Origin of the sequence: Rhizobium sp. CFBP 8762, assembly GCF_014841565.1 — a bacterium.
GTDB lineage: Bacteria > Pseudomonadota > Alphaproteobacteria > Rhizobiales > Rhizobiaceae > CFBP-8762.
The window spans coordinates 241772-256977 of record NZ_JACYUD010000001.1 but is presented as its reverse complement, the minus strand read 5'-3'; the positions used below and the strand labels follow the sequence as shown (position 1 = coordinate 256977).

At 55.3% G+C, this 15206-nt stretch carries 17 protein-coding genes and 1 tRNA gene; 6 read left to right on the top strand and 12 right to left on the bottom strand.

Annotated elements, in window-relative coordinates:
- Window positions 1–20: 20 nt before the first annotated feature.
- The 5 genes from IFT84_RS01215 to IFT84_RS01195 form a co-directional block, all read right to left on the bottom strand.
- Window positions 21–254: a DUF6894 family protein gene (locus IFT84_RS01215; protein ID WP_192116818.1), complete on the bottom strand. Its 234-nt coding sequence runs from the start codon at window positions 252–254 to the stop codon at window positions 21–23.
- A gap of 68 nt (window positions 255–322) precedes the next feature.
- A complete protein-coding gene (locus IFT84_RS01210; RefSeq protein ID WP_192116817.1) occupies window positions 323–1432 on the bottom strand; it encodes a catalase family protein in 1110 nt (369 codons plus the stop codon).
- A gap of 11 nt (window positions 1433–1443) precedes the next feature.
- A complete protein-coding gene (locus tag IFT84_RS01205; protein ID WP_192116816.1) occupies window positions 1444–3681 on the bottom strand; it encodes a xanthine dehydrogenase family protein molybdopterin-binding subunit in 2238 nt (745 codons plus the stop codon).
- A gap of 11 nt (window positions 3682–3692) precedes the next feature.
- On the bottom strand, window positions 3693–4724 hold the full coding sequence (locus IFT84_RS01200) for an FAD binding domain-containing protein (protein ID WP_192116815.1): 1032 nt from the start codon (window positions 4722–4724) through the stop codon (window positions 3693–3695).
- On the bottom strand, window positions 4721–5233 hold the full coding sequence (locus IFT84_RS01195; RefSeq protein WP_192116814.1) for a (2Fe-2S)-binding protein: 513 nt from the start codon (window positions 5231–5233) through the stop codon (window positions 4721–4723). The genes IFT84_RS01200 and IFT84_RS01195 overlap by 4 nt, the downstream gene beginning before the upstream one ends.
- A gap of 172 nt (window positions 5234–5405) precedes the next feature.
- Between IFT84_RS01195 and IFT84_RS01190 the strand changes: the two genes are divergently transcribed.
- Window positions 5406–6320 (top strand): diacylglycerol/lipid kinase family protein, encoded by a 915-nt coding sequence (locus IFT84_RS01190; RefSeq protein WP_192116813.1) that lies wholly within the window; start codon window positions 5406–5408, stop codon window positions 6318–6320.
- A 66-nt stretch (window positions 6321–6386) separates the two neighbouring features.
- The gene (locus IFT84_RS01185) at window positions 6387–6773 is read left to right on the top strand and encodes a DUF4260 domain-containing protein (RefSeq protein ID WP_192116812.1); all 387 of its coding nucleotides are present in this window, start codon (window positions 6387–6389) and stop codon (window positions 6771–6773) included.
- On the opposite strand, the gene IFT84_RS01180 is transcribed toward IFT84_RS01185, so the two are convergent.
- From IFT84_RS01180 to IFT84_RS01170, 3 genes are all read right to left on the bottom strand, one after another.
- Window positions 6767–8269, bottom strand: coding sequence for an AMP nucleosidase (locus IFT84_RS01180; RefSeq protein ID WP_192116811.1), 1503 nt, complete (start codon window positions 8267–8269; stop codon window positions 6767–6769). The genes IFT84_RS01185 and IFT84_RS01180 overlap by 7 nt on opposite strands.
- 94 nt (window positions 8270–8363) lie before the next feature.
- Complete coding sequence (locus IFT84_RS01175) at window positions 8364–8609, bottom strand: hypothetical protein (protein ID WP_192117615.1); 246 nt, start codon at window positions 8607–8609, stop codon at window positions 8364–8366.
- Window positions 8610–8621: 12 nt separating this feature from the next.
- Entirely contained in the window at window positions 8622–8963 is a 342-nt protein-coding gene (locus tag IFT84_RS01170) for a DUF2147 domain-containing protein (RefSeq protein WP_192116810.1), read from the bottom strand.
- A gap of 313 nt (window positions 8964–9276) precedes the next feature.
- On the opposite strand from IFT84_RS01170, the gene IFT84_RS01165 reads away from it, so the two are divergent.
- Window positions 9277–9543, top strand: a complete 267-nt coding sequence (locus tag IFT84_RS01165; protein ID WP_244651046.1) for a sel1 repeat family protein — start codon at window positions 9277–9279, stop codon at window positions 9541–9543.
- A 24-nt stretch (window positions 9544–9567) separates the two neighbouring features.
- Here the strand turns inward: IFT84_RS01165 and IFT84_RS01160 are convergent, their stop codons facing one another.
- The 3 genes from IFT84_RS01160 to IFT84_RS01150 all read right to left on the bottom strand — a co-directional run bounded on the left by IFT84_RS01160 (window position 9568) and on the right by IFT84_RS01150 (window position 11630).
- A complete protein-coding gene (locus tag IFT84_RS01160; protein WP_192116809.1) occupies window positions 9568–10671 on the bottom strand; it encodes a pyridoxal phosphate-dependent aminotransferase in 1104 nt (367 codons plus the stop codon).
- Between the two features lie 127 nt (window positions 10672–10798).
- On the bottom strand, window positions 10799–11209 hold the full coding sequence (locus IFT84_RS01155; protein WP_192116808.1) for a DUF2177 family protein: 411 nt from the start codon (window positions 11207–11209) through the stop codon (window positions 10799–10801).
- Between the two features lie 64 nt (window positions 11210–11273).
- Window positions 11274–11630, bottom strand: a complete 357-nt coding sequence (locus tag IFT84_RS01150; protein WP_192117547.1) for a hypothetical protein — start codon at window positions 11628–11630, stop codon at window positions 11274–11276.
- Window positions 11631–11766: 136 nt separating this feature from the next.
- On the opposite strand from IFT84_RS01150, the gene IFT84_RS21380 reads away from it, so the two are divergent.
- Window positions 11767–11910, top strand: coding sequence for a hypothetical protein (locus IFT84_RS21380; protein ID WP_206757386.1), 144 nt, complete (start codon window positions 11767–11769; stop codon window positions 11908–11910).
- Between the two features lie 88 nt (window positions 11911–11998).
- Here the strand turns inward: IFT84_RS21380 and IFT84_RS01145 are convergent.
- Window positions 11999–12088, bottom strand: a tRNA-Ser gene (locus IFT84_RS01145).
- A gap of 250 nt (window positions 12089–12338) precedes the next feature.
- Between IFT84_RS01145 and IFT84_RS01140 the strand changes: the two genes are divergently transcribed.
- Entirely contained in the window at window positions 12339–13547 is a 1209-nt protein-coding gene (locus IFT84_RS01140) for a porin (RefSeq protein WP_192116807.1), read from the top strand.
- A gap of 359 nt (window positions 13548–13906) precedes the next feature.
- The gene (locus IFT84_RS01135) at window positions 13907–15046 is read left to right on the top strand and encodes a porin (protein WP_192116806.1); all 1140 of its coding nucleotides are present in this window, start codon (window positions 13907–13909) and stop codon (window positions 15044–15046) included.
- Window positions 15047–15206: the final 160 nt, after the last annotated feature.

The window sequence follows — 15206 nt, the reverse complement described above, 5'->3', positions numbered from 1 at the left end:
TTTGTTCCCGACTATCGCGTTTATTCAGGTGTCATCATATCGCTGAATCTGACGATGCCCACAGATCGGCCCGATGGCTCGGTCACGCTGATCAACCAGCGTGACCGGTCATGCCCTTCCAGAACGCCGTCCAGAATCATTTCCCGCGCCGTGCGTCTGGCTTCCGTTATCGCTGCAGAATCATTTGCGAGATCGATACCCTCAATGGTTTCGATCCCTTCACCTTGATAGAACTCGAACCGATACAATGACATAAGCGGGTCTCTGCGTAGTTTTATAAAGGTAGAGCGGCCTTTGTGCGTCCGAATGAACGCACGGCGCTCTAGAGATCAGGAACGGCGTCAATCGAGTCTGGTTCAGTCACCGGGCGCTGATTGCGCTCTGACCGGAATGCCTGTGACCGGTCATAGGCCATGCGGCGCATCCGCATGATATTGCCCAGTGGCCGGTGCGCCTCCAGACAGTGCCAGGGGCTGAACCCCATGCCGTCATCCACCGCGCTGGAGCGGGTATGGCTCCAGGCGACCTGAGGCGCTGCGGTGATGCGGGCAACCGGAATGAAGGGGCTTACCTCTTCGTCCCAGACGACCGATGGGTCTTCAATCGACATAACCTCTGCATCTGTGCAGAGCTGCACGCACAGCTCCCATTCGCCGCCTTCGCTCTCGAAGTAATCCACTACGGCTTCCCGCAGGCCATCGGGCTTGCCCTTGAGGTCAACCGGCGCATCGGTCAGCGCCTTCAGCGATGGGGATACCGGACGGATGCTGAGTTTGGCGACGTAATTGCCGTAGCGCACCGGCACCTGCGAAAAGAAGCTTTCGCCCAGAATATGCGTTTCTGGATGTCCACCGAGGGAGACGAGCGTCGCGCTCTTGCCGCCGAAGGCTTCAACGACCTTTTCAACTTGCTGCAATGCCGTTGAAACGACTTTTTTCGTGCCGGGAATACGGTCTGTGGTGGCGGCGAGCAGTTTCAGGTTGGCCAAAAACGCCTTTGCGCTAGGCGAATTGAACTGCTTCCCGTTGACGGTCACAAAATCCTGCGTGTGGTGTTCACGCGATTCCTCGGCGTGCTCGCCATCGACGCCCAGCACTTTCACGGCCAGACCACGCGGCGTGGAGACGTTGTCGTCCAGAATATCGCCGGGAATGGTGGAGATGCGCATGATCGCATCATACGTGTGAGGCGTGGCAAACAGCCCTTGTGCCAAGGGCTCCGGCAGGTTTGGCAGAACCTCGAACTTGGCTTTCAAAAGCCCATGGCTTTTGGCATGCACCGTGCGAATGGCATGATGGCTGTCCTTGTAGGTCTTATGGCCGATCTCCAGCATGGTTTCGGTCAAGGACTTTTCGGTTTCCGGCTCGTCCTTGGCGGGGTGCTCCAGGGCGGCGGAATAGGCTTGCAGTTGGGAAGGAACGCTTGATGTCATAATAGGCTCGCTCACAAAAGTTTATCGACGGTAATGGGGAGTTCGCGCACTCGGGTTCCGGTGGCGTGGTAAATGGCGTTGCCAATGGCCGCGCCTACACCCACCAGACCGATTTCGCCCAGCCCCTTCACGCCCAGAGGGCTTGCCAGATCGTCGTGCTCTTCAACAAAAATCACTTCAATATTTTCCACATCCGCATGGGCCGGCACATGGTATTCCGCCAGATTGTGGTTCATCAGGCGGCCTGAACGGTGGTCGAACATGCCTTCCTCGTGCAGCGCCATGCCCATACCCATGACCACGCCCCCCAGAATCTGGCTGCGTGCCGCTTTCGGATTGATGATCTTGCCAGCCGCAATCGCGCTGACGATGCGGGTCACACGCGGAATGCGCAGATCCTTGTCCACCCGCACTTCCACAAACACCGCTGAATGCGTGTAGCTGATATATTTCAGCATCTGCAGCTTGGACGGGCCGATCTTGCCTTCTTCTTCTACGAACGACACGCCCGCAGCCGCCATGATATCGGCAACAGCGACGCCGGTTTGATCATTGATGATCAACACCAGACGACCGTCACGCACGGTCACTTCGTCCGCCTTGGCGTCTTTCAGTGGGCTGTTTTTGATAGCCTGCGCCTGCTTTAACAGAGTGGCGATAACAGCAAGACAGGCAGCCTGCACCGCGCCGCCTGTGGACGCTGCCGTCCAGGAACCGCCCTGTACCGCCGTTTGCGGCAGGGTCGAATCCCCGAGTTTGACGGTGACGTCCTCAATTGCCATATGAAACTCGTCGGCAGCCACTTGCGCCATCATTGTGTAGGTGCCAGTGCCGATATCGCTGGCGGCAGCAGACACGATGAGGTGTCCATCGGAGGAGAGACGCGCCTTTGCCGCAGCATTTTGAAGCTGCGCGTCCCAGAAGCCGGTTGCCATGCCCCACCCAATCAGCTCATTGCCTTCCTGCATGGAACCTGGCTCAGCGTTACGCTTCTCCCAGCCAAACTGGGCCGCACCCTGACGGTAGCAGGCATGCAGCGCCTTGCTGGTAAATTCCTTGTCGTCGTTCTGATCATAAGGCGCGAAGTTGATAATACGCAGTTCCAGCGGATCGATACCCGCCGCATAGGCCAGTTCGTCCATGGCGGATTCAAGCGCCACATTGCCTGATGCGGAACCCGGCGCGCGCATGTCGCCGGGCGTGGCGGTATCCACCTGCGTCAACTCGTAGGTGAGTTTGGCATTCTCACAGGCATAGGCCAGACCCGACCAGTTGACCACAACCTCCTGATAGTCCTCATAGCGCGACGTGCCAGCAACTGCGTGATGGATCACGGATTGCAGCTTGCCGGTGGCGTCGCAAGCCAGCGAAATGGTCTGCAACATAGACGGGCGATGGCTGAGATAAAACATGTCGCGACGGGTCATTTCCACCCGCACGGACCGCTTCAGCTTCAGGCTGGCCATAACGGCCATAAAAAGCTGGTGGCGCGGGCGAAGCCCTGCGCCAAAGGCACCGCCGACAAACGCATTGTCCACGCGAACATTCTCTGTCTTCAGGCCGAAGACGGAGCAGACATAATCGCGGGAGTTTTGTGACCCTTGGGTCTTGTCGTAAATGGTCAAATGCTCGTCATCTTCCCAAAGAACCGTGGTGGCGAACATTTCCATGGGGTTATGATATTCGGTTTCCAGCCAGTAATCGGCAGAAATCTTGATCGGTGCGGCCTCATAGGCTGCTTCCGGCTCACCGCGCGGCTTGGGTGCGGCCGGGATGCCGGACCGCTTCTTCGGCGGATCGTAGCTTTCATCAAGCACCGTTCGAATATCGGTAACGTGTTCGCTTTCCCTGTATGAAACGCGAATGAGCGATGCCGCATCCCGCGCCGCTTCAAACGTTTCGGCGACCACCATGGCGACGGGCTGACCATCGTAGAGAATGCGCTCGCTGTGGAGCGGGCGGAAGGGATGGCCGGGGGAGGCGGTCTGGTCCATCCACTTGCGGTCCCACCAGGCCACATTCTGCTTGGTCTCATGGGTGAAGACATCGACCACGCCGGGAAAGGCGAGGGCTGCGGAGGTGTCGATATTGCTGATGTCACCGGCGGCAATGGTGGCAGGCACCATCACCCCGAACAGCAACCCTTCCTGGCCCTGTTCGGCAGAGTAGGGCGCGGCACCGGTGACTTTGAGCTTTCCTTCGACGCGGCGGGTCGGGCGACCAACATAAAGACGTTCGTTCGTTTGCATAGTTTTCGTCCTTACGCGTAGGATTTCTGGGACTGGCGCTGTGGTGTTCCGCTGGCCGCCTGCGCCAAGGCGCGAACAATGGCGCGGCGGGCGAGCGATATCTTGAAATCGTTATCGCCCTGACCGACTGCGGGGCTGAGGATACGCTCGGCAAAGGCGGTGAAGATCTCGCGCGACGGGGTCTGGCCTTTCAGCATGTCTTCAGCGCGTTTGTCGCGCCACGGCTTGTGCGCCACACCACCAAGCGCCACGGATGCCGATGTGATGACACCGTTTTCCAACGTCAGACCCGCGGCAACCGAAACCAGCGCGAAGGCATAGGACAGCCGGTCACGCAGCTTCAAATAGGTATAGTTCTGGCCAAATGCCTGACGCGGAACGCGCACGCCCGTCACGATTTCGCCCAGTTGCAGGGTGTTGTCGAGATCGGGTCGGTCACCACGTTCATCGTCTTTGGGCAGGCGGTGGAAATCTTCAAAAGCGATGTCGCGTTTTCCTTGCGGACCGCTGACTTCAACCACGGCATCCAGCGCTGCAAGACCCACGCACATATCGGAGGGATGGGTGGCAATGCAGGAGGCACTCGCACCAAGAATTGCGTGGATACGGTTGACGCCGCCAATGGCACCACAACCGGTGCCGGGGTCGCGCTTGTTGCAGGGTGCGGAGGGATCATAGAAATAATAGCAGCGCGTGCGCTGCATGAGATTGCCGCCTGTCGTTGCTGCATTGCGCAGTTGCGGCGAGGCACCTGCCAGTATCGCGCTGGCAAGCAACGGACAGTTTTCTTCAACCTGACGATCATAGGCCGCATCGGCATTGCTGACGAGCGCGCCAATGCGCAGCGCGCCATCGTCCAGTGCTTCTATGTCACCCAGTGGCAATCGCTTGATGTCCACGACGGTCGTGGGACGTTCCACATCGTATTTCATGAGGTCAACAAGGTTGGTGCCACCGGCCAGGACTTTTGCTGCCGGATCGGCAGTCAGCACGTCCACGGCATGGTCCACGCTTGTCGCTTTTACATAGGAAAACCGGTTCATTGTGCTGCCACCGCGTGTGTCTGTTGACCCATGACGTCTTCCACCGCATCGGCGATGTTCACATACGCCCCGCACCGACAGATGTTGCCGCTCATCAGTTCTCGAACATCCTCACGGCTATGGGCGTGGCCTTCATTTAACAGACCGACGGCGGAACAGATCTGACCGGGCGTGCAGTAACCGCACTGAAACGCATCATGCTCAATGAACGCTTCCTGCATGGGGTGCAGTTGATCGCCCGTCGACAGTCCCTCGATTGTGGTGATCTCGGCGCCATCTTGCGAAACGGCCAAGAGCAGGCAGGAATTGTAGCGCATCCCGTCGATCAAAACCGTGCAGGCACCACACTGGCCGTGGTCACATCCCTTTTTGGTTCCGGTCAGGGCCAGAGGGCCGCGCAGCAGGTCCAGAAGTGTGGTCCATGGCTCGATTTCCAGATCATGCCGCACACCATTGATGTGCAGCGTGGTGGGACAGAGTTGCGATTGGGTATCTGGATCGTAGGACATGGTGCCAATCCTCGGGATAAAGCTTCGGGAATGATCGGCACTAACGGTACAATCTGTAGTTTGTTCCTATTCTAAATTTCCTGATGGTCATCAAAAAAACCAAGCCAGCCGCCTGTACTTGGGAAATTCACCTCTCCATATAAAAGACCAATCCAATAGCGAAAGTTGACCCATGCGCGTCGAGGCAATCTTCAATCGAGATGGTGGCACATTTCGCACAACCGATATGGATGCCTATACACAGTACGCCGAGGAAGTGTTTCGCGACGCCGGGCACGAGATAAACTGCCATGTGGTTGCCGGTGATGACATGACAGACGTGCTGGAGCGCACTGCCCAGCGTGATGATGTGGATGCAATGCTGGCCGGTGGCGGTGACGGCACCATTTCATCAGCAGCGGGTGTCGCCTGGAAATCGGGCATGCCGCTTGGCGTTGTGCCGGCCGGAACGATGAACCTGTTTGCCCGCTCGCTCAAGCTTCCGCTCGATATTCGTGAGGTGTTGCCAGTGCTGGCCCATGGCCATGTCATTGATGCCGATATTGGCAGCGCGGACGGACGCGCCTTCGTGCATCAGTTTTCCATGGGGCTGCATGCCCGCATGGTGCGCTACCGCGAGTCCTTTACCTTTGGCTCTCGCATCGGGAAGATTTCCGCCAGTGTGCGTGCAGCGGTGGGCGTAATCTTCAACCCGCCAGAATTCGAGGTGGACATTGATATCGATGGACACACGGAGCGACGCAAGATTTCAGCGATATCCGTCTCCAACAACCATTTCGGCCACGACAAGCTGATGTATGCCGATGACGTTACCGGAGGACATCTTGGATTCTACACAGCCGCACCGCTGCGCCCGCATCAGGTGGCGGGGCTGGTGGTGGATGTATTGCGCGGGAAATTCCGGGACAATGTCAACATCACCGAGATGAGCGGCCAGTCCGTCGATCTGCATTTCCCGAAAGTTCATGGCCGAATCAACTGCGTCATCGATGGTGAACTGCTGCCGCTCCAGCAGGATGTGGCGCTGCGCATCCACCCAGGCGAGTTGAAGCTGCTAGTGGGGCAGCCGGATACGAATGTTGGCTAATACAGTGTTTACTTAAGGAAAGTTTGGTGCTGTAAATCACGTCAGAGTAATGTGAATGAGGCGACCATGACTGACGTTTCTGACGGTACTGTAAATGGCGGCCCACGCTGGATATTGCAGTTGGAAGGTGCTGCGTTTTTTGTCCTTTTGACCGTCATCTACTTTTCCATGGATAACCCATGGTGGCTTTATGTCGCTTTGTTTTTGGTGCCGGACTTAAGCATGCTTGCTTATTTGGCCAACAGGCGTTTTGGTAGTCTGGTCTACAATGCTTTGCATTCCACACTCGGCCCGCTGGTTCTGACGCTGACTGGTATTTTGCTCTACAGTGACGTCATACTGCATATCTGTTTAATTTGGGGTGCCCATATCGGGTTCGATCGTATGGTTGGCTTTGGCCTGAAATATCAAACCGGCTTTCGTCATACCCATTTGCGTCGCATCGGTCACTGAAACGCCGTTTCTGAAAAGCTCCTCAGCTTGCGGGAATGCAGCTTTTCCGGTGGCATGGCAGCGAGTTTTTCCAAAGCGCGGATGCCGATTTGGAGGTGCTGGCTGACTTGCGTTTTGTAGAACGCAGTCGCCATGCCCGGAAGCTTCAACTCGCCATGCAGAGGCTTGTCGGACACGCACAGCAGCGTTCCATAGGGTACGCGGAAGCGAAAACCGTTGGCGGCAATGGTGGCTGATTCCATATCCAACGCAACGGCGCGCGATTGCGAAAGACGCTTGACCGGTCCGCGCTGATCGCGAAGCTCCCAATTGCGGTTGTCGATGGTGGCAACCGTGCCGGTGCGCATGATGCGTTTGAGGTCGTAACCCTCATAGCCGGTGACTTCTGCCACGGCATCCTGTAAGGCCACCTGCACCTCCGCCAGTGCGGGCAGGGGCACCCACACGGGCAGATCGTCATCCAGCACGTGATCCTCCCGCACATAGGCATGGGCCAGAACATAGTCGCCCAAACGCTGGCTGTTGCGCAGGCCAGCGCAATGGCCCAGCATCAGCCACGCATGGGGACGCAGCACCGCAATATGATCGGTAATCGTCTTGGCGTTGGATGGACCGACACCGATATTGACGACCGTAATGCCGCCATGTCCTTTTTTCTTGATGTGGTAGGCAGGCATTTGCGGCAGACGCGCCAATGTCAAATCCGTTTCCGGGCTATCCTGACCGGCCAGTGTGACGATGTTACCGGGCTCCACAAAGGCGGTGTAGCCGTTTCCGCCATCTACCATCTGCTTGCGCGCCCATGCGCAGAACTCATCGATATAGAACTGGTAGTTGGTGAACAGCACGAAGTTCTGAAAATGGTGTGCGCTGGTCGCCGTATAATGGCTGAGCCGCGCCAGCGAGTAATCGATACGCTGCGCCGTGAACGGAGCCAGCGGAAAAGGCTCGCCGGGGCCTGGCTCATAGGAGCCATTGGCAATTTCATCATCCGTATTGGACAGATTGGGCGTATCAAACCGGTCACGCAACGGAACTTCAATGGCTTCGGCAACCGCAGCCTCCACATGCGCGCCTTCTTCAAATGCGAAGTGGAGCGGAATAGGCGTGGTTGATTCCGATACCGTAATGCTCAGACCGTGGTTGCGAATCAGATGATCCAGCTGTTCGCGCAGATAATGGCGAAACAGACGGGGCCGCGTGATCGTCGTTGTGTAGATGCCGGGCTCGCTGACGTAACCAAAGGACAGGCGCGAGTCGATATGGCCGAAGCTGCCGGTTTCCAATGAAACCTGCGGATAAAACGCTCTGTAACGCGCAAGTTCCGCCTGTTCTGTGCCCAGCGTCGTGAAGGCGTTGATCAGAAAGCGCGTGTTGCGCTCGTAGAGCGCCTCCAACGCTTCGACCGCTTTGCCCGCATCATCAAACGATTGCGGGGCAAATGGTTCAGGCATGGCCAGGGGAAGGGCGGAAAAAGACGAAATTCGTTTGCTCATACCCCATTATAGGTTTTTGATTTTAACAATCAAACGACAGATGTGCATGTTGCGCAAAAGTGGTGAACGGAACGAGCAATCTGTTTGTGACGGCTTAAAGAAACGAAGAGCACTCGGTCAGCATGGAAGGCACGCAAGCGACAGTCGCTCCATAGAGTTTTTGGTTGCGGCGGATTGTGTCGGCTTCAACGGCAGCCGTCAGCGCAATTGCAAATACTCCAAGCAGCAACGTGATAATCGTCAGGCGGCGAGCCATAATCTTCATTGTCGTGTCCCCAAACAAGTTGATGGTGACACTATGGCGCACCGCAACTGAACCAATGCTGATATGTCTGTTCATCTGGCGTTCAGTTTATAGCCGTGTCCAGCTTTGCGATTTGCACAAGACACCCAACACACATCCCTGCATCTTCAGCGTATTGCCGGACAAGGTGCCGGAGCCGCTATAGGTTTTGTTGGTTTCCGGATCGGTGATTTCGCCGACATAGGTGCCGTCTTTCGCCTGCATCTTGCCAACGGCTTTTCCGGCAAAGACGCCGGTCTTGACACTGATGCAGTACGCGGAGCCGCACGCTGCAATGGTCGCGGTTTCACCACTTTTGGTTTTCCAATCACCGATGATGGGGTCGGCAGCCTGAATACTGCCAGCGGTGGTGATAAAAAGAAGGGCGAGGGCAAGCAAACGAACGACCATGTCAGTCTCCGGATAACGAGTGCGATTGTCCGTAGATAAGCGAAGTTTGATGTAAGGCCAAGACGAAATGCGTAAGGCTGTCGGTCAATATGGTTACGGAAGGATTGATTTTCGCCCGTAAACAATCGGTAAAATTTTACGTGAAATCGTGGGCTGCCACCGCTCTCGATGTTTAACAAAAAGTCAAGTTTACCAAGTGTTTGCAGTTTGTTGGGACTGCATTAATCATGGTTTTTAAGCGCCTGTTGAAATGCTTCGTGGCATTGTCATGGCCATAAGACGACAACAAAAAACGACGACAGGGTTAAACATCATGACAACGATGACAGCGCAGAACACAGCAACTTCCCGGCCTCTCGGCAGTAGCCGTGCAGATACATTCTGCATTCTCGGTCTTCGCTACGCCATTGGACGCGATTGCAACGTGGATTTTGTGGCGGCGCACAAATGGCTCAACATCGCTGCGATCAAAGGTTCCGAGCGGGCCGCCCGCCTGCGCGCCGAACTGGCTGCCAAAATGAGCAAGGCCGATCTGGCCGCTGCTCTGCGTGAAGCGCGTGAATGGATGACATTGCATTGATGTCTGGGCACTGAAGGTTATCAGTCAGAGAACCCGCGGTAATGCCTGTTCCAGCCGGTTCATGTCGGCGTTCGTTCCGGTGCTGATGCGAATGCAGCGATTAAGCGGCGCTACGCCCGGCATACGAATGAAAACACCGTGCTCGCTCATCAAGCGGTCGACGATGGACCGCGCGTAAGCCGCATTCTGCAGGCAGTCGATAGCAACGAAGTTTGTGGCCGATGGCAACGGTGTCAGCCCGCAACCCTTCGCTATGTCTGCAATCCGTTGTCGGGAATCGAAAATCTGCTGTTTGACCTGCTGCAAATAGATCTGGTCTTTCAGCGCCGCGATGGCCGCCGCAACACCGATTCGGTTCATGCCAAAATGGTTGCGGATTTTATCGAAGGCAGACACGGTCTCCGGCGTGCCGATCGCATAGCCAATCCGCGCACCGGCAAGGCCGTAGGCCTTGGAAAACGTACGCGTTCTTAAGATATTCGGCATGTCGATGAGGGTTGAGATGCCGGGGATAGAACCTTCCGGTGCCGTTTCGCTATACGCTTCGTCCAGAATCAGAAGCGTTGTCTGCGGCAGGCGGCGCGCAAAGGAAAGAATTGTGTCTGCGTCCCACCAGCTTCCCATGGGGTTGTCCGGGTTTGCGAAATAGACCAGCGGCGCATCATGCTCTTGCACGGCCCTCAACAGTGCATCCAGATCTTCGCGGTCATCAGCATATGGCACAGTGACAAGGCGTCCGCCGTGACCGGTGACATGGTAGTTAAACGTTGGATAGGCACCCAGAGAGGTGACCACCGGCATGCCGGGCTCAACGACCATACGCACGATCTGCCCCAGCAAACCATCGATGCCTTCACCAACGGCGATGGTGTCGGGTGTTGTACCAAGGTGAGCGGCTAAAGCCGTGCGAAGCGCGAGATTCTCGGGATCGGCGTATTTCCAGGTGTTGTGGGCTTCCTGTGTGATTGCATCCAGCACGGAGGGGGCAGGGCCGAAACCGCTTTCATTGGCACCGATTCGTGCCAGAACCGCGTTTCCGCTGGAGCGTTCGATCGCCTCCGGGCCAACAAAGGGAATGGTGGACGGAAGTGACTGGATAAGGGGAGTGAACCGGGAAAAGCCTGCCATGATTGCGCCCTGTGTAATAACGACAGAGTGTTTATAGCAAGCGAGCGCGACACTGCACCTGTTTCTAGAGAATTTCCAGTGAAAACGGGGTCCTTTTCACGTCTCGACAATGCGACAAATAAATGCGTTAGAACGCCTCGCCAAATTTATGGGCTACGATGTAGCCACATCCGGCAGACGCGGCTGTCAGGAATGTGCCCCACGCCATATCCACCATGCTCATCGCCACCGGCCAATTCTTCAGCGTAGCAAGATTGGTGATGTCGTAGGTGCCATAGGCTGCCAAACCCAGAACCGCACCGTAAAGCAGTGCTGTACTCAAGGACGCTTCGCGCAAACCCGGCATGACTGCGAGAAACACAACGGCGGCTGCAAAGATGATATAAAATGCTGCGCCGATTGTCAGGCTCGGTGAGGGCAGCATGAGATCTCCCAGCTGGTCCCGATAAAAGGTGCGCGCGACGATTCCCAACCAGATCGCATCGACGATCAGAAAGAAGAGCGCTGTTCCAGCATAGGCAAGCAGTGCGTTTTTCATTGTCTGGCTCCTTGATTGCGATGCTGTACGAAAGGAAACTGCATCTGGATTAAGGCCGGGCATCTCAAATTCCGCTGCTGGTATATTCCATGCGAATCAGCCTGCTGACGAATGTTCGTGGTAGCAGGACATTGAAGCGAACACCCAGTTGTGGGCCATGACGATAAACCTGAGAACTGCCAATTTCCTCGCCAAAGCCATGGATCTGCAGAAAAAATTGTTTTGGGAGAATGATCGCAGGGTTGAAATCCAGCATGGCACCGGCGACGGAAATGTGGCGCAACAGGCAATTGTACCGCGTTTTAGGCTTTAACTGCTGCCCGATCACCAGAATGCTGCCCGGCCGTTCCACATAGAAATGCTTGTGATAAGGACGGACTTCGCCCGAGTTGCTATCCGCCACATGCATGATCATCGACATGAACTGCCCTCCCGTGTGGCTGTGATCAACAACCAGCGTCGCAGCAGCCTCAGCTTTATCCATCCTACATATCAGCGGAGGCGGAACTTCTTAATAAGAGAAACGTTCTACCGGCAACAATTCTGGAGCTTCGGCTATGCGCATCACCATGCTAGCAATCTTTACCGTCATCACGGGATCTATTCTCAGTATCCTTGCATTTAAATACGCAGATCAAGGCTGGCAGTCCAAAGGTGTTCCAATGGCAACGCCAAGCGAGCTGGCGGGACAGTCATCCTGACAGACTGAGTTCACTGAACAAATTTGCGGGTTTTCTGTGCGGCGCAGTGTAATGCTGTGCCGCTGTTTCCGTCCGTTGTACAAGATAATGGCGGAGAAGATGGGATTCGAACCCACGATACCCTTCCGGGTATACTCCCTTAGCAGGGGAGCGCCTTCGACCACTCGGCCACCTCTCCGTTGCGCCCCTCATATGTGTATTCCGCACCGTGATCAAGCCCTAATTGAAAGATTGGGCCATCGGAGTGCTGTGGCGTGTTCGCAACATATTAGAATGAAAGAGAGTTAGAAGATAATATATAACTAAGAAAGATTTGCCTTTATTATATTTCTCATAGACAACGTTTGTATGAGCTGCGGCCTTAGGTCCGGCTTGTCGCAACGAAGGTTCATCCTTCGAAGAATCAAAACGTTGACTGGAGGTCACATATGAATATCAAGAGCCTGCTTATCGGTTCTGCTGCAGCCTTGACTGTAGTATCGGGTGCAAACGCTGCTGACGCCATCGTTGCTGCTGAGCCTGAGCCCCTCGAATACGTTCGCGTTTGCGATGCTTTCGGCACTGGCTACTTCTATATTCCCGGCACTGAAACCTGCCTCAAGATTGGTGGCTACGTCCGCGCAGATTTCAAGGGCGGTCGTCCGGGTGCGCTTGTTGCGCGCAATCATTTGATTCCGGGCGATGCAGATTACAAGGAAATTGACGGTGGCTTGGAAACAAGCTCACGCTTTATGCTGAACGTATCGACTGCTTCGGATACAGAGTATGGCGCTCTGAAAACTTATTCGGAAGTTCGATTCAATGTAAGCAACGGTCAGGACGACTCTGCTGATAAAGTTGTTCTTGCGTTCTCCTATATCGATCTTGCGGGTTTCCGCGTCGGTATTGACGAGTCCGCTTTTGTGACGTTCCCAGGTTACCTCGGTAACGTAATCGATGACGACATCATTGCCGCTGGCCCTTATCGTACGGCGCTAATTTCCTACAGCTACGAAGCTGGAAACGGCTTCAGCGGTGTTGTTTCTCTGGAGCACGACGAAAATGCGGATGTTACGACGTATACATTCGACGCAAACGGTCGCGCCGTTAATACAGGTACCAGTGCGAAACCAGTCTACGGAACCAAGTCATCGCGTAGCAACTACGCCCCTAACGTTGTAGCGGGCGTCGGCTATTCATCTGGTGCTTTCGGCTTGAAGGTCGTCGGTGGTTATGATGCCGAAGCAGAAGAAGGCGCAGTGAAGGCACGCATTGACGGCACATTCGGTGCTGTCACTGCGTTCGTTGCAGCTGGTTGGAGCACTGATGGCGACCGTGTTGCCAAGTACACCAATGCAAACTCGATCACCGGCCGTCGCTCCGTGCTCGGCTCTAACTACTACGCTACTTGGGGTGGCGACTGGGCTGTATGGGCTGGTGTGTCGGCGCCAATCAACGAGAAGACGACATTCAACACTCAGGTATCTTATGACGACAATAAGAACTTGGCGGCTGTTGCAAATGTAGCATTCACCGTTGTTCCGGGCTTCGTGATCACACCAGAAGTGGTTTACGCTAAGATCGACGATACCGGATTGCCTGCCAACGTTAAAGACGACGTGCTTGCTGGTAAGGTTCGCTTCCAGCGCTCGTTCTAATATTTGACGGCGGGGGAGCTTGCTTCCCCGCCGACTCAATCGGTTTAAGGGCAATAAATGTTCTTCGGCTCGCATCTGTCCGGAATTCCATTTTCCGATGATCCGACGCTTTAACCTTTTGGTAACCTTTAAGGCTGCCAACGGGCTGTTTGTGTTCTTTGGGCAACAATGTGGCGACAAGGACTGAAATCGAAAAGCTAATATAAAACTTCGCGATTGCGCGGATGATCTCGTCGAGTAGTTTCACCTCCAGAAGCAGGGGCAGTTGATTGCCCAACTTCTTTGGATGGGGTTGAGGCAGGGAACGCTGTTTAACAGTTGTCTCAGACCCAGTTGAAACTTTTGACTGGAGGTCAGAAATGAACATTAAGAGCCTTCTTCTCGGCTCCGCTGCAGCTCTTGCAGCAGTATCCGGTGCACACGCTGCTGACGCCATCGTTGCAGCTGAGCCTGAGCCAATGGAATATGTTCGCGTTTGCGACGCATTCGGCACTGGCTACTTCTACATCCCCGGCACTGAAACCTGCCTCAAGGTTGGCGGTTACATGCGTTTTGACGTATCCGGTGGCCGTCCTTACCAGCTGGTAAACCGCGCTGGCGATTCTGATGGTGGCCTCGACACGTTCGCTCGTTTCATGCTGAACATCTCGACCGCTTCCGACACTGAATACGGTGCGCTGAAGACCTACGCTGAAATGCGCTTCAACGTAAACAACGGCCTCGACACAGGCGAAGACAACGTTTCGTTGGCATTCGGCTACATCGATCTCGCCGGCTTCCGCGTTGGTATCGACGAATCCGCATTCATGACGTTCTCCGGTTATGCCGGCAACGTAATCTACGACGATATCATTGCTGCTGGTCCTTACCGTACAGCTTTGATCTCCTACACATATGACGCTGGCAACGGCTTCTCCGGTGTGATTTCGTTGGAAGACGACGAAAACGCAACGCAGGTCTTCGATGCTGACACGGGTACATTCATCGACCAGACATCCAAGGACTACGCTCCGAACGTTGTTGCAGGTCTTAAGTACCAGGGCGCTGGCTTCGGCATCAACGTTGTTGGTGGCTACGACTCCGAAGTTGAAGAGGGTGCTATCAAGGCACGTATCGACGCAACCTTCGGCGGCGTAACAGCCTTCTTGATAGGTGGTTACTCGACAGACGGCGACAAGTACTACCGTTATGACGAAGTTAACCAGCAGTTCACTGGCTCGGTTCTCGGTTCGAACCGTTATGCCACATGGGGCGGCGATTGGGTTGTCCTCGGCGGCTTCTCGGCTCCTCTGAGCGAAAAGTCCACACTGAACACTCAGGTTTCCTACGACGATCGTAAGAACTTCGCAGCTGTTGCAAACGTTGCCTTCACGGTTGTTCCTGGCTTCGTGATCACACCTGAAGTTTCCTACGCCAAGATCGACGACGACGTTGTACCAAACGTCGACGGCAAGGACGACGTGATCTCCGGTCTCGTTCGCTTCCAGCGTTCGTTCTAATCTGAGCTGACCCTCAGTCACATAAAAGAAGCCCGGCTTAGCAGCCGGGCTTTTTGCGTTTGATTACCAATTTGGGATCAGGAAGGCACCTCGTGGCAAACAAGCGCCGTTTGAAAGTATCAAACAGCGCTTCGCAATGTCGTGCCAATGGCAACGGTCG

Coding starts and splice junctions, on each gene's coding strand:
- IFT84_RS01215 (WP_192116818.1), bottom strand. CDS start 254: ATGTCATTGTATCGGTTCGAGTTCTATCAAGGTGAAGGGATCGAAACC.
- IFT84_RS01210 (WP_192116817.1), bottom strand. CDS start 1,432: ATGACATCAAGCGTTCCTTCCCAACTGCAAGCCTATTCCGCCGCCCTG.
- IFT84_RS01205 (WP_192116816.1), bottom strand. CDS start 3,681: ATGCAAACGAACGAACGTCTTTATGTTGGTCGCCCGACCCGCCGCGTC.
- IFT84_RS01200 (WP_192116815.1), bottom strand. CDS start 4,724: ATGAACCGGTTTTCCTATGTAAAAGCGACAAGCGTGGACCATGCCGTG.
- IFT84_RS01195 (WP_192116814.1), bottom strand. CDS start 5,233: ATGTCCTACGATCCAGATACCCAATCGCAACTCTGTCCCACCACGCTG.
- IFT84_RS01190 (WP_192116813.1), top strand. CDS start 5,406: ATGCGCGTCGAGGCAATCTTCAATCGAGATGGTGGCACATTTCGCACA.
- IFT84_RS01185 (WP_192116812.1), top strand. CDS start 6,387: ATGACTGACGTTTCTGACGGTACTGTAAATGGCGGCCCACGCTGGATA.
- IFT84_RS01180 (WP_192116811.1), bottom strand. CDS start 8,269: ATGAGCAAACGAATTTCGTCTTTTTCCGCCCTTCCCCTGGCCATGCCT.
- IFT84_RS01175 (WP_192117615.1), bottom strand. CDS start 8,609: ATGAACAGACATATCAGCATTGGTTCAGTTGCGGTGCGCCATAGTGTC.
- IFT84_RS01170 (WP_192116810.1), bottom strand. CDS start 8,963: ATGGTCGTTCGTTTGCTTGCCCTCGCCCTTCTTTTTATCACCACCGCT.
- IFT84_RS01165 (WP_244651046.1), top strand. CDS start 9,277: ATGACAACGATGACAGCGCAGAACACAGCAACTTCCCGGCCTCTCGGC.
- IFT84_RS01160 (WP_192116809.1), bottom strand. CDS start 10,671: ATGGCAGGCTTTTCCCGGTTCACTCCCCTTATCCAGTCACTTCCGTCC.
- IFT84_RS01155 (WP_192116808.1), bottom strand. CDS start 11,209: ATGAAAAACGCACTGCTTGCCTATGCTGGAACAGCGCTCTTCTTTCTG.
- IFT84_RS01150 (WP_192117547.1), bottom strand. CDS start 11,630: ATGTCGATGATCATGCATGTGGCGGATAGCAACTCGGGCGAAGTCCGT.
- IFT84_RS21380 (WP_206757386.1), top strand. CDS start 11,767: ATGCGCATCACCATGCTAGCAATCTTTACCGTCATCACGGGATCTATT.
- IFT84_RS01140 (WP_192116807.1), top strand. CDS start 12,339: ATGAATATCAAGAGCCTGCTTATCGGTTCTGCTGCAGCCTTGACTGTA.
- IFT84_RS01135 (WP_192116806.1), top strand. CDS start 13,907: ATGAACATTAAGAGCCTTCTTCTCGGCTCCGCTGCAGCTCTTGCAGCA.